Genomic DNA, 13,097 nt, shown 5'->3' on the forward strand with positions numbered 1-13,097 from the left:
CTTCAGCTTCTTTTTGTTTATTTCGATTCTTTTATTAAGATTTCTTTCATTTCAATGAATTGATTTTGAACATCGTTTGACGGTTTCTTTGTTAGTAAACTTACAATAATAACAGCTAATAAGCTTAAAAAGAACCCAGGAATCATTTCGTAAAGGGCATCCTTCAATGGAGTATTTACCCAAATTAATACTGTAGCAGCACCTACAATCATCCCTGCAAGTGCTCCCCATCGAGTCATACGCTTCCAGTAAAGACTTAGTAAAATAGCAGGACCAAAAGCTGAACCAAATCCAGCCCAAGCATATCCAACCAGCCCTAAAATCGTATCACTAGGTTTTAAAGAAAGCAAAATGCCAATAATTGCAACACCTAAAACCGCAGCTCTTCCAACCGTCACAAGCTCTTTGTCAGAGGCCTTGCGTCGGAAAAATGTTTTATAAAAGTCTTCTGTAACAGAGCTTGCCGTTACAAGCAGCTGAGAAGAAATGGTACTCATAATTGCCGCTAGTAAAGCTGCATATAAAAATCCAGTAATTAACGGATTGAAGAGTATATCCGCAAATTTAATAAAAATAGTTTCAGGATCTGCTAGTTTCATACCCGTTTTTTCTACATATGCAATTCCAACAAGCCCTGTCAGCATAGCACCAATAATAGAAATAATCATCCAGCTCATTCCAATACGACGTGCGGGTTTTAACTCCTTAACAGAAGAGATAGCCATAAAGCGCACGATAATATGTGGCTGTCCGAAATAGCCAAGTCCCCAGGCTAAGAAAGATATAATACCTAAAACGGTCGTACCTTTAAAAATGTCAAGGTATGCTGGATTAATGTCCTGTACAATATCCATTGTTGTGTTAACGCCTCCAACATTGGTAAAAGCTACAATGGGTACTAAAACTAAGGCAAGAAACATAATAACACCTTGAACAAAATCTGTTAAACTAACGGCTAAAAATCCGCCGAAAAGAGTGTAGGCAATAACAACAGATGCTGTTACGAACAAGCCAATTTGATAATTTAAACTAAATGCCGATTCAAATAATCGTCCACCTGATACCATACCAGCTGAAGTGTAAAGAGTGAAGAAGATAAAGATAACGATTGCTGATACTGTTCGAAGAACCTTGGCATGGTCGCCAAAGCGATTTTCAAAAAAGTCTGGAATTGTAATGGAGTCGTTCGCTACTTCCGTATAAGTGCGAAGGCGCGGAGCAAGGATTAAATAGTTTAAATAAGCACCTATAGACAATCCTACTGCTAGCCATACGCTAGAAAGGCCCGTTACATACATGGAGCCAGGAAGACCCATTAACATCCACCCACTCATATCCGAAGCGCCAGCTGAAAGGGCGGTAACGGCTGGACCTAGCCCGCGTCCTCCTAACATATAGCCAGCTACATCTTCAGTGGTTTTTGTATAGGCATACCATCCTATTCCGAGCATTCCTACAAAATAAATGCCGAGTGAAATATAAACCCCAATATCCACAAAATCTCCCCTTTATGCATTTTTTATGCACGGGATAAGCAACACATCCCATGAAAACGTCTTATGGTTTTTAAAACTAACAAACTTTTCCTATACTATCAACCCGTAAAATCGTAAATTTTCTAAGTCTAAAATCCCCCAAACCTTTATACAAAAGAAATGAAATCGTTTTCAAAATAAAGTAAAATAAAAATATTCAGATATTTATCAGCGTATTTTTTATGCAATATTTTATGCAATAGGTAAAATAAAAAGAGCATTTTATAAAATGCTCTTTTGACATTCATGTATATTAGCGTGAATTCGGGAATACGCGTCGAACAACTTCGGAAAATTCGTTAAACAGTCCAGAAACTGGTTTGCCCGTTTGAAGCTTGTCTACATATCCGTTCATACGGTTTACAAAATCAGGGTTTGTTGATACAAACACTCGATGAACACTGCCGTCGGCTTTTCTCACTTCATGTGCAATCTTATGCTCCATATCTTTTGTGAGATTACCTTCTTTGTTATCGTCTAATACAGCTGCTACATAAGCTGTATGATCGGTTACGATTACATTAGCATCTTTTACATTTTTTAACGCTACGATACGATCAGCCGCCACATCGGCTACTCTCATTCCGCCGGACTGATTATACTGTTCTTTTTCGTTACGCTGTACGTCTTGCGTATCGTTTACGTCATTCATTTTCGTTTTATTGTTCCCATTTTCATATGTGACGTTGCGGACTGTGTCATCATCAATGACGCCATCTTTACCTTGATCTGCTGTGCTGCAGCCGAATAAAGAAAGGGTCGTCATGCAGCCTACAACAAACAAAAACGATTTCTTCATGATAGTATCACTCCTTATAAGTTTTAACCTTTCTTATAATTTGTTAAAAACGTGTGAAGCATACATGAAAAATATAAAAAAGCCTATACTATCGAAAAAGGAGGAATATGTATGAGTGGAATCCAACAAAGCATATTTGTGCTTCATACAAAAGAAGAAAACCATGAAGAAACAACAACGTTTGCACTAACTTCAGAAGAAGCTAAGCTATTATTTGAGACCCTGCAAAATAAACGAAAAGAAATTATCGACGCCCATATTGATAACATGCTGACGTAAGGAAGATAAATATTTTGCAAAACGGATGAGCCATATGTTAAGAATGGCCCAATATTTGCATTCTACATATAGGTATAGTATAATGTAAACGCAACCAAATTTAATAAATGTAATGAATACTACGTTTGACCATATACTCGAATTAGATTTAGTGAAAATTCACTTGTTATAAAGGAGATCTACTTCGCGTAGGTCTCTTTTATAATATGTGAATTTTTTATTTACGGTATAAATGTAAATATAGAGTAACATATTAAAATTTTTACATTTTTTGGAGGTTTTTTACATGGCTACTACAGGTACAGTAAAATGGTTTAACAGTGAAAAGGGCTTCGGTTTTATCGAAGTACCAGGCGAAAATGACGTATTCGTTCATTTTTCAGCTATCCAATCTGAAGGCTTCAAAACATTAGAAGAAGGCCAAAAAGTTGAATTTGAAATCGTTGAAGGTCAACGTGGACCTCAAGCGGAGAATGTTGTAAAATTATAATTCAACGCTACATATGAAAGCTGCCGATAGGCAGCTTTTTTTTATACAAATTTGTTTTATTTGTATGATTAAGAAAATAGATTAAAGTAGGGGAGAAGGGAAGGCATGAGTTCATTTCATTGCTGTGCCACATGTCAACATTTTCAAAGCATTAAATTGGATAAGGGAATGAAGTATCTTTGCAAAAGACTAGGCTATGAGACCCGACCTTCTTATCAGTTTACATGCTGGGAGCCAAAAGAAGTAGTTAAAAAACTAATGGAAAAACGAAATCAAAAATAAGCTCTTTTTAAAGAGCTTATTTTTGATTATTCCTCGTTATTTGTACCTTCCTCTGAAGGTAAATGCTTCCCGCAAAACTCTTTTACAGCTTCTTCTTCCTCTTCTTCAAGGTCGAAGTCTAATACTTTATTTGTTGAAACTTCGTAGAAATGAGTTTGGGCAATAGAAGTGTTATCTTCGCCTTTAATATATACTAAGCGTAGTGCTAGGTCGTTGCCCGTATATAATTCATCATCTTCTTCTACCTCAATGTATAAATGAAATTCATAGCGTTCACCTAGAAGGAGACCAAATGGATCCTGCAATTGTTCAGCTGTATATTCTTTAATTGTAAACATATGTACGTCCTTTCCATATATCAGTAAAATACTTGCATCATCTATTATAGTTTTTCTTTGCAAAGAAAGAAAGTGCATGCGTAATTCATGCACGGATTTATTCCTTGATCATTCTATTTAGCGAATCGATGGCGCAAGGACTTCGATGATTTACTTAAAGGCGGAAGAAACGCGCGTATGTTTTTGCTTATACATGGCAGCATCTGCTTTTTGAATTAATGTATCTAGGTTGGTGTCGTCTGAAGGCGCACATATAATAAATCCGTAACTCGCAGACAGTGCATATGGCTTATTAAATTCTTTCTTTTTACCTTCTAGCTGCTCATTAATATTTTGCCACAGCTCTTGTACGTATTCTTCCGTTTGTTCAGGAGCAATTAATAAAAACTCATCGCCTCCGTAGCGAAAGAGCGTGTCATCTTTGCTAATATAACCACTAATTGATTCTGCTATTGTTTTAATAAGCCAGTCGCCTTCTCTATGACCGTATTGATCATTTATTAGTTTTAAAGAATTAATATCGATAAAACATAATAGAAAAGGTGTATCATTGGTTTTTGCTCTCAGCAGCTCCAGGTGCAGTTTTTCCATTCCACTTCTTCGATTTAAAATTCCGGTTAGCATATCAGTTGAAGCATGCAAGCTCAATTCATGCTCAACCGCTTTTAAATCGGTTATATCGGTAATACCTGCGAGTATGCAGCTTTCGCTTTGATACTCTAGTAATTCATAATTGATCATAACCCACTTAGAATCTCCATATTCCCTTGCTTCTAGGATGTAGTTTTTTACATATTTCTCTTGTTGAAGACGTTTTAAAATCTCCTCTCGATCTTCATCGGTGGGATAGATTATAAATCCGTCTATTTGATCAAGATCTTGAGAAGCAAGATTGTAAAAATGAATAGCTTTATTGTTAATGAGCAGCACTTTGTGGTCGGATAATCTTGTTAATAGTAAAGGGTAGGGATTAATTTTGAACAGCGTAAAAAAATTACGTTCGCTTTTTTTTAGCTGTAAATGACTCATATATTCTTTGTGACGGTATGTATAAAGAATGTATGAAATAAGTAAAGCGATAGCAACTGCTGCAGTTGTATTGATCTGCTTTGAAATAAGAGAAAAAGAATCCGGTACATATCGTGATAAGCCGTATAGTAAAAAAAGATGGTTAGGAATAAAAATGATGCACAGCTGTTTTAATTTCATAGGACACAAAACAGCTGTGGAAATCAACAGCATCATATATACGTCTACGCGACCTGTGAAAAGCTGACTGTTAATAGTAGAAAGTGCTGCAGCAAATACGTAATAAAATATATAGCCATATACAATGGTGCTTAAGCAGTTAGCAAACCGCTCTTTTCTCTTACTAACATAATAGAAAAATAAATAAAGAGAGGAGAGAGCAAAACTAGTGAAATGAATACCAATTAGTGTATGTCTAAACTGAGATGTTCCCGCATGTTGAAGTAAAGAAAAACCTATATAAATATAAATAGGATAGGAAACTACAAGAGCAAGTGAAACTAGCTTGACTCTTTGTTGAAGCATTTCTACATTCGTTTTATCGAACATTTTATCTTCATTAACTTCTCTTCCAGAAGGAAAACGAAATTTCTTCAAAAAGGAGAAAGGTAAAAGAGAAAGAAGGAATGACATGACCATCATCTCCATATCTTTTTTAGGTATTTTAGCATGTTTGTATAAGAAAAGACATGAATTTTTTAGATGAAAATGTCTGCTTTTTGATTAAGAAAAAGCATAAAGATTTATATGATTAAAGGTGAGGACAAAGAGCCTCACCTTTTTTATTGAAGTTTATTCGATTCAGCATGCCGTACAAACATGGTCTCATCTTCTACTAAGCCGCAAGCTCCGCACTGAATGCGTTTTTGCGGTCCGTTATAAGCAGCATGAAAGGCATCGAGTGTATCGTTTGTGTATTCTTCTACGACGTCTCCGCTTCTTGGATCCATTTTTACAGGTTTTGCATTTTGTTCAATGATATTAAAGCGCGTTCGATTTGTTTTGCAGCTAGGGCAAAGATAAGGGCTTCCCATTTTTAACATCTCCTTGAAAAATTTACTGTATTAATACCATGTCCGAATCCACCAAAAACATACAAAAACTTATGGTTTTCTATCGAACGTTCATTCGTTAAAATAGAAGCAGGTGATGAAAATGAGAATACGAAAAAACTTACAAGAAGTAATGGATATCTTGCAAACGAATCCGTCATATCAGCAAAATATCGTTCATTGGCATACAATCGAAGAGAAAGAAGCTAAAACTGCGCCATTTCCAGCTTCTTTGCATACGAAACTGCGGCAAGCACTTGAGAATCGAGGAATTGGTTCGCTTTATACGCATCAAAAAACAGCGTTTGATTTGGCGACAGCTAAGAAGAATGTTGTGGCTGTGACGCCGACAGCATCAGGGAAAACATTGTGCTACAACTTGCCGGTACTCCAGAGTATTATGGAGAATGATCAGGCTAGAGCTCTTTATTTGTTTCCAACAAAAGCGCTTGCCCAAGATCAAAAAAGTGAGTTAAATGAAATCATTGAAGAAATGGAAGTGCCAATCAATAGCTACACGTATGATGGAGATACTCCGGCAAACATCCGTCAAAAGGTGAGAAAAGCAGGTCATATTGTTATTACGAATCCAGATATGCTTCATTCAGCTATTTTACCTCATCATACTAAATGGGTATCACTGTTTGAAAACTTGAAGTACATTGTGATTGATGAACTTCATACGTACCGCGGTGTTTTTGGAAGCCATGTAGCCAACGTTATACGCCGGTTAAAGCGAATTTGCCGCTACTATGGAAGCAATCCTATCTTTATTTGTACATCAGCGACCATCGCTAACCCAAAAGAACTCGCTGAACATTTAACGGGAGCTCATGTTATGTTAGTAGATAACAACGGAGCGCCTAGCGGCCGCAAGCATTTTATTTTTTATAACCCTCCTATTGTTAATAAACCGTTAAACATTAGAAGAAGTGCTACGCTTGAAGTGCGAAATATTGCAGGAGAGTTTTTGAAAAATAAAATTCAAACGATTGTATTTGCACGAAGCCGAGTACGAGTGGAAATTATTTTAACGTATCTGCAGGAGCTCGTAAAAAACCAGCTTCAAAATAAGTCTATTCAAGGGTACCGCGGAGGATATTTGCCGAAGCAGCGACGCGAAATAGAAAGAGGACTTCGAGAGGGAAGTATTTACGGGGTAGTCAGTACGAATGCTTTAGAGCTAGGAGTGGATATCGGGCAGCTGCAGGTGTGTGTGATGACAGGTTATCCAGGCACGGTTGCAAGCGCTTGGCAGCAAGCAGGACGAGCAGGGAGACGTCACGGAGAAGCCGTCATTGTGATGATCGCAAGTTCAAGTCCGCTTGATCAGTATATGATTCAGCATCCGGACTACTTTTTTAGCAGAAATCCAGAAACAGCTCGAATTAATCCTGATAATCTTGTTATTTTAGTCGATCATTTAAAATGTGCGTCCTATGAGCTGCCGTTTAAGCAGGGAGAAACATTTGATGGGGTAGAAATTGAAGACGTCCTGGAGTTTTTGCAAGAAGAGCGAGTGATTCATTTTAGCGGAGACAAATGGTACTGGATGAATGATTCGTTCCCAGCTCATAATATCAGTCTGCGCTCTGCATCCCAAGAAAATGTTGTCATCATTGATCAATCGGACGTTGCAAATGTGAAAGTAATTGGAGAAATGGATCGCTTTAGTGCCATGACGCTTCTTCATGATGAGGCGATTTACTTGCATCAAGGCATTCAGTATCAAGTAGAATACTTGGACTGGGATGAGAAAAAAGCGTATGTTCGTGAAGTGGATGTAGACTATTTCACCGATGCAAACTTAGCGGTTAACTTAAAGGTTCTAGAAGCTGATAAAGAACGGATGGAGAGAACATATTCAATCGGTTATGGCGATGTAATGGTCAGCGCTATGGCTACGATATTTAAAAAAATAAAGTTTGAGACGCATGAAAACATAGGGTCAGGTCCCATTTCACTTCCGGAAGAAGAGCTTCATACAAATGCCGTGTGGCTAAGCTTTGAAAAAGAACAGTTTAACGAATCTGAAGAACGATTGGAACAAGCGCTCATTTCCGTGGCAAATGCCCTTCAGTCAATTGCACCGCTTATGGTGATGTGCGATCCGTCTGATTTACATGTAGTGCCTCAGATAAAAGCGGTGCACAACGAACAGCCGACTATCTTCTTATATGATCGATACCCGGGAGGCATTGGGCTAAGTGACAAAGTATACGAACAAATGAATGATGTGCTAAATCAAACCAATCAATTAATTGTAAATTGTTCTTGCGAAAGCGGCTGTCCGTCTTGTATCGGTATGGAAGCACAGGGAGAATACGCAAAAAGCGATGCGCTCGTGCTGCTACAACAACTGCAAAGTAGGTGAACTCGTGTCTTTTAAAAATAAATTAAACCGTATGAAAAAGCATCTTCATGTTACAGAAGCAAAGCCGCCGGTTGAAAGCAACCCGCAGCGACCTAAAAGCGCGTCTATTCCCTATGAGCAGGAATGGAAGGGAAATTATGCTGTTCCTTACTTTGCCGAAGACAGCTACTGTATGATCAGAGAAGTGGTTTACCCGCTCGACTACAAGCATGGACATTATGAATTTAATGAGCTGAAAAAAGTAGTGGAAGTATGGAATCGGTCTACAGTTGCTCATCCGCTTTCATCAAAAGGCCGCACATATTCAGATTTATTTTTCTTTGATACGGAAACGACGGGGCTTAGTACAGGTACGGGAACGACTATCTTTTTGCTAGGATATGCAAGGGTGCTAAAAGATTCCGTCGTTTTTCGTCAGCATATATTAACAGAGCCAAGTGGAGAAGTAGCATTTTACGAAAGTTTCTTAAAGGAAGTAGACTATACGACGCTTGTGACTTATAATGGAAAATCTTTCGATTGGCCTCATGTGAAGACTCGTCATACGCTATTGAGAGATCATTTGCCCAAGCTGCCTAAGTTCGGTCACTTTGATTTACTGCATGCATCAAGAAGGCTGTGGAAACATAAAATGAATTCGGTTAAGCTTGCGAATGTCGAAAATGAAATACTTGGAATTGAACGAGTGGATGATATTCCAGGTTTCTTAGCTCCCATGATTTATTTTGATTTTATTGAAACGAAAAATCCAAGAGGCTTATTCGACATTATGAAACATAATGAACATGATATTTTATCACTTATCACCTTATACATTCATTTATCAAAACATCTCCTTACTAGTGAGGAGTTTACAGAAAAAGAAACATATGAAGTAGCAAGGTGGTATGAGCAGTTAGGGGAGAATAAGCACGCTTTCTCTCTTTATCAGGGCGTAGCGGAAAAAGAAAAAGAGGAGCATGAAAAAGCTCAGCTAGCGATGGCTTATCATTATAAAAAAGAGAAGAGTTGGAAAGAGGCAGTGGACATGTTTGAACCCTTGGTTCAAACATGTGAAGGTGACGTCGCTATAGAAGCATTGGTTGAGCTAGCTAAAATTTATGAGCATCGTCTCAAAGATGTTCATCAAGCACTTCTATATACTGAACTGGCCTTGGAAAAGTGGAATCAATTCAGAGAAATGACTAAAAAAACGTCGAAGGAAGCGCTTGAAAAAAGACTTGTTAGACTAAAAAATAAATCAGCTAAAGCATAGACTTCAGCTGATTTATTTTGAAATATTCAGAAATATTATTCTTTTGTTTTTGTGGATGTTTTATATTGTTCTATTTTTCAGTCATTGATAAAATTAGTCAATGTAAGACTTATTCTTACAGCTTAAAAACAGAACTTTGGTGAGATGGAGAGAGGCCTCATGAAAAATGTGATTTTAGTATCATTTTTCGCATTAATTTGTTTAACAGTAATTGTCTTAAACAGTTTGAAAAATTCGTATAACTCCTTTATGTAGGCCAAAAATAGGTGTTTGTCTTAGTACATGTACACTGCCCTTCACATATTGTAATAGTGTAATAACTAAACAGTGAAAGGGGAAAAAGGATATGTATCCAAGACCAACAAAATGTATGCCACCAATTGTGCATCCAACAAAATGCTGCACGCAGTTTACTTCTCAGGAGGTAGTTGTACCTCACATTCATCCAAGTCATAATACATTGGTGAATCATACAAATGTGAAGCACGTGCATTACTTCCCGCAAACGCAATCTGTTGTAAATGAAACTTCAAATCAACAGTTTTTTGGCGGTGCGCAGCAATATCCAACTCAAGTAGGGGGAGCAGGCTATCCAGGTCAAATGGGAGGCTACCCAGGTCAAGTAGCAGGTGCTGGTTATCCAGGTCAAGGAGGCTACCCAGGTCAAGTAGCAGGTGCTGGTTATCCAGGTCAAGGAGGCTACCCAGGTCAAGTAGCAGGTGCTAGTTATCCGGGACACAAAGGTTGCGGCCAAGGAAGCTGTCATACAAAAGGCGCGCATCAAGGACCTAATTCAGGGTATTTTAGATAATGTACTGTACGTTAATAGGAGCTGATTACATCAGTTCCTATTCTATTTTGTTACAAAGGAGTTATATAATGAAGGTGCTAACGGTTACTGGTTATAAGCCATTCGAACTTGGGATTTTTAATGAAAAACATCAAGGCATTACATACATAAAAAAAGCGCTCTATAAAAAATTACAGGAATTAGTAGAAGATGGATTAGAATGGGTATTGATTAGTGGCCAGCTAGGAGTAGAGATTTGGGCAGCAGAAGTGGTATTTGATCTCCAACTCGATTATCCCGAGCTTCAGTTAGCTGTTTTAACACCGTTTTTGGAGCAAGAAGAAAAATGGAATGAAGTCAATAAAGAATTGTATGAATTCGTCTTAAGTCAAGCAGATTATGTAGATAGCATTACAAAAAAGAAATATGAAAGTCCAGCACAGTTTCGGTTAAAAAATCAATTTTTAGTAGAAAAAAGTGAAGGTATTTGTTTAGTTTACGACGAAGAGCACGAAGGAAGTCCTAAATATATGTTAGAAACGGCTAAAAAACGTGCTGAACGAGAAGAATACCCTATTATAATGGTGACGTCTCACGACTTACAGGATATCGTGGATGAAGAAAAATTTTCATCTTTTTAACGCCACTTGGCGAAACATTTTAAAAGATAAATTGACATTTGAAGCTATTTTTGAAAAAATGAATTATAATAAAGATAAGGTTTATCGTATTCGAGGTGATAGAGATGTTAGCTGATAAAATCCGTTTAACGGCCAAAGAAATTTTAGAAAAAGAATTTAAAACAGGCATGAGAGGCTATAATCAAGAAGAAGTAGATAAGTATCTAGATTCTGTTATTAAAGATTATGAAGCATTTCATGAAGAAATTGAAGCATTACAAACTGAAAATTTACGCTTAAAAAAGCAAGTAGAAGAATTATCTAAAAAGCCGCAACAACCTTCGTTTACCCCGCCGCCGGCTCAACAGCAGCAGCAAGCGGGTACGACAAACTTTGATATTTTAAAACGTTTGTCTAACTTAGAAAAACATGTGTTTGGAAGTAAATTATACGAATAACCTAAAAATAGGAGTTGCATTCAACTCCTATTTTTATTATACTAAGGAAAGTCGTTATCAATAACGTTCGGGTAATTGCTGCATCACATATGAGGATGTAGAGGAAAGTCCATGCTCGCACAGACTGCGATGTCTGTAGTGTTCGTGCCTAGCGAAGTCATAAGCTAGGGTAGCTGTTAAAAGCTAACGGCGGGGAAAAAGCCTAAGTCTTTTTAAGATATGGCTTGACTACTCTGAAAGTGCCACAGTGACGAAGTCTTATCAGAAATGGTAAGAGTGGAACGAGGTAAACCCCTCGAGCGAGAAACCCAAATAATGGTAGGGGAACTTTCTGGAAGGAACTGAACGGAAGGAAGGACAAAATGGTTACATTTTGTAGATAGATAATTGCCACCGGAGTACGAGGTAGCTAGCCGCTTGCAGTACAATGGTACAAAACATGGCTTACAGAACGTTATTGAAAAGCAATCGACACTTGTTGTTATACACTATATTTTAATCCAACCCAGCTCTTCGTATAACGGAAGAGCTTTTTTTATGTCAAAATGACAGCTTATCATAAGCTGTCATTTTTTTGTACAATCAGACTGAGCTTGTTGTCAGCCTCAGGTCTTAGGAGAAAATAAAGCTCTAGCTCGTTTTGAAAAAACGTCATAATCCTTAAACTAAGTATATAGATAAGCGAAAGGAGGAGACAAAATGAAAAAAGTTGGTTTGTTTTTGATTGGAGCGGTAGCTGCTATCGTTCTTCTTGCAAATGCTGGTCCGATGGTAGGACTTGCACTTGGCTTGGTTATTTTGTACGTAGCATTTAAAGGGTTTGTTAAAGCAGAGGCCCCCTTTAAAAAATGGCTCTGGGGATTTATTGGTGTTGTCGTACTCTTAACAACTGTTTCAAACCTCCCGGCCCTTACTGGTATCATCGCAGCAGTAGTACTTTACATTGTATATAAAAAGTGGAACAGCAGCAGCCCTATAAAAACGGAAAAAGAAGATCCGTTTAAGCATTTTGAACGTCAGTGGGCTGACTTAAATCAAAAATAATAAAAGTTTACTTTATTATCTAAGGAGATGAACAAAATGAGAAACTTATTTACTCGAATGAAAGAAACGATTTCTGCAGATCTTCATCAATTGCTTGATCACAAAGAACAAAAAAATCCAATTGCTGCACTAAACCACTATTTGCGTCAATGCGAGCAGGAGACCGAAAAGGTAAGGCAGCTTGTTGAGCGACAGCACACGTTAAAAGAACAGTTTAATCGCGAATACCATCTGGCCCTTGACATGATGAAAAAACGTCATGAGCAAGCACAAGTAGCACAAGCAGCTGAAGAAGCGGAATTACATGAATTTATTTTAAAAGAACATGCTCACTACGAAGAGAGAGCAAAGCGTGTAAAAGAATCTTATGAAGATGCATCCAAGCAGTTAGAAGAGCTTGAACAAAAGTATGAAGAAATGAAGCATAAGGTAAAAGATATGCATATTCGCCGTATGGAACTAATGGGGCGCGAAAATATTGCTCGTGCGCATCATCGTATGAATTCAGTAATGAAAACAGAAGCATCTTATACGTCCTACAGCCAGTTTGACGAAATGGAAACCTATATTGACCAGCTTGAAAATCAAATTAATACAAATTACTATAGACAAACGGTAGACAGCAAAATTGCTGAATTAGAAAAAAGAGTAAAATCATCGTAAAAAATCAGTGTTTCTGCATAAAACATGGTATTCTAAAAAAGGCGTAGGTTTCTGCGTCTTTTTAAGGTGAGAGAACAGATACCTGCAGA

15 protein-coding genes and 1 other RNA gene are annotated in these 13,097 nt (G+C 37.6%); 11 read left to right on the plus strand and 5 right to left on the minus strand.

The features are described from left to right. Positions 1-17: 17 nt before the first annotated feature. Both putP and JNUCC25_RS07155 read right to left on the minus strand, forming a co-directional pair. The gene (gene putP / locus JNUCC25_RS07150) at positions 18-1,496 is read right to left on the minus strand and encodes a sodium/proline symporter PutP (RefSeq protein ID WP_013056127.1); all 1,479 of its coding nucleotides are present in this window, start codon (positions 1,494-1,496) and stop codon (positions 18-20) included. A gap of 292 nt (positions 1,497-1,788) precedes the next feature. Continuing rightward, entirely contained in the window at positions 1,789-2,334 is a 546-nt protein-coding gene (locus JNUCC25_RS07155) for a YhcN/YlaJ family sporulation lipoprotein (RefSeq protein ID WP_013056128.1), read from the minus strand. A 111-nt stretch (positions 2,335-2,445) separates the two neighbouring features. Between JNUCC25_RS07155 and JNUCC25_RS07160 the strand changes: the two genes are divergently transcribed. From JNUCC25_RS07160 to JNUCC25_RS07170, 3 genes are all read left to right on the plus strand, one after another. Continuing rightward, a complete protein-coding gene (locus JNUCC25_RS07160) occupies positions 2,446-2,613 on the plus strand; it encodes a hypothetical protein (protein WP_013056129.1) in 168 nt (55 codons plus the stop codon). Positions 2,614-2,899: 286 nt separating this feature from the next. Then, the gene (locus JNUCC25_RS07165; RefSeq protein ID WP_013056130.1) at positions 2,900-3,103 is read left to right on the plus strand and encodes a cold-shock protein; all 204 of its coding nucleotides are present in this window, start codon (positions 2,900-2,902) and stop codon (positions 3,101-3,103) included. A gap of 105 nt (positions 3,104-3,208) precedes the next feature. Beyond that, positions 3,209-3,385, plus strand: a complete 177-nt coding sequence (locus tag JNUCC25_RS07170; RefSeq protein ID WP_170959566.1) for a hypothetical protein — start codon at positions 3,209-3,211, stop codon at positions 3,383-3,385. Between the two features lie 26 nt (positions 3,386-3,411). Here the strand turns inward: JNUCC25_RS07170 and JNUCC25_RS07175 are convergent, their stop codons facing one another. The 3 genes from JNUCC25_RS07175 to JNUCC25_RS07185 form a co-directional block, all read right to left on the minus strand. Further along, positions 3,412-3,723 carry a DUF6509 family protein gene (locus JNUCC25_RS07175; RefSeq protein ID WP_013056132.1) on the minus strand — a complete coding sequence of 104 codons (312 nt, stop codon included), beginning with the start codon at positions 3,721-3,723 and terminating at the stop codon, positions 3,412-3,414. A 150-nt stretch (positions 3,724-3,873) separates the two neighbouring features. Next, positions 3,874-5,385, minus strand: coding sequence for a sensor domain-containing diguanylate cyclase (locus JNUCC25_RS07180; protein WP_029325138.1), 1,512 nt, complete (start codon positions 5,383-5,385; stop codon positions 3,874-3,876). A gap of 149 nt (positions 5,386-5,534) precedes the next feature. After that, the gene (locus tag JNUCC25_RS07185) at positions 5,535-5,786 is read right to left on the minus strand and encodes a hypothetical protein (protein WP_013056134.1); all 252 of its coding nucleotides are present in this window, start codon (positions 5,784-5,786) and stop codon (positions 5,535-5,537) included. A 121-nt stretch (positions 5,787-5,907) separates the two neighbouring features. Between JNUCC25_RS07185 and JNUCC25_RS07190 the strand changes: the two genes are divergently transcribed. The 8 genes from JNUCC25_RS07190 to JNUCC25_RS07225 all read left to right on the plus strand — a co-directional run bounded on the left by JNUCC25_RS07190 (position 5,908) and on the right by JNUCC25_RS07225 (position 13,008). Then, positions 5,908-8,178: a DEAD/DEAH box helicase gene (locus JNUCC25_RS07190; RefSeq protein ID WP_013056135.1), complete on the plus strand. Its 2,271-nt coding sequence runs from the start codon at positions 5,908-5,910 to the stop codon at positions 8,176-8,178. Positions 8,179-8,182: 4 nt separating this feature from the next. Next, the gene (locus JNUCC25_RS07195) at positions 8,183-9,433 is read left to right on the plus strand and encodes a ribonuclease H-like domain-containing protein (RefSeq protein WP_029325139.1); all 1,251 of its coding nucleotides are present in this window, start codon (positions 8,183-8,185) and stop codon (positions 9,431-9,433) included. A 346-nt stretch (positions 9,434-9,779) separates the two neighbouring features. After that, on the plus strand, positions 9,780-10,244 hold the full coding sequence (locus JNUCC25_RS07200) for a spore coat protein (RefSeq protein ID WP_061859656.1): 465 nt from the start codon (positions 9,780-9,782) through the stop codon (positions 10,242-10,244). Positions 10,245-10,312: 68 nt separating this feature from the next. Beyond that, a complete protein-coding gene (locus JNUCC25_RS07205; protein ID WP_013056138.1) occupies positions 10,313-10,864 on the plus strand; it encodes a DUF1273 domain-containing protein in 552 nt (183 codons plus the stop codon). A 104-nt stretch (positions 10,865-10,968) separates the two neighbouring features. Beyond that, positions 10,969-11,301: a cell division regulator GpsB gene (gene gpsB / locus JNUCC25_RS07210; RefSeq protein ID WP_013056140.1), complete on the plus strand. Its 333-nt coding sequence runs from the start codon at positions 10,969-10,971 to the stop codon at positions 11,299-11,301. Between the two features lie 63 nt (positions 11,302-11,364). Then, positions 11,365-11,753: RNase P RNA component class B (rnpB, locus tag JNUCC25_RS07215), an RNA gene on the plus strand. 247 nt (positions 11,754-12,000) lie between these two features. Beyond that, positions 12,001-12,345: a lmo0954 family membrane protein gene (locus tag JNUCC25_RS07220; protein WP_454223017.1), complete on the plus strand. Its 345-nt coding sequence runs from the start codon at positions 12,001-12,003 to the stop codon at positions 12,343-12,345. Between the two features lie 36 nt (positions 12,346-12,381). Next, a complete protein-coding gene (locus JNUCC25_RS07225; RefSeq protein ID WP_013056142.1) occupies positions 12,382-13,008 on the plus strand; it encodes a PspA/IM30 family protein in 627 nt (208 codons plus the stop codon). Positions 13,009-13,097 lie beyond the last annotated feature (89 nt).

It is taken from the genome of Priestia sp. JNUCC 25 (genome assembly GCF_053667915.1).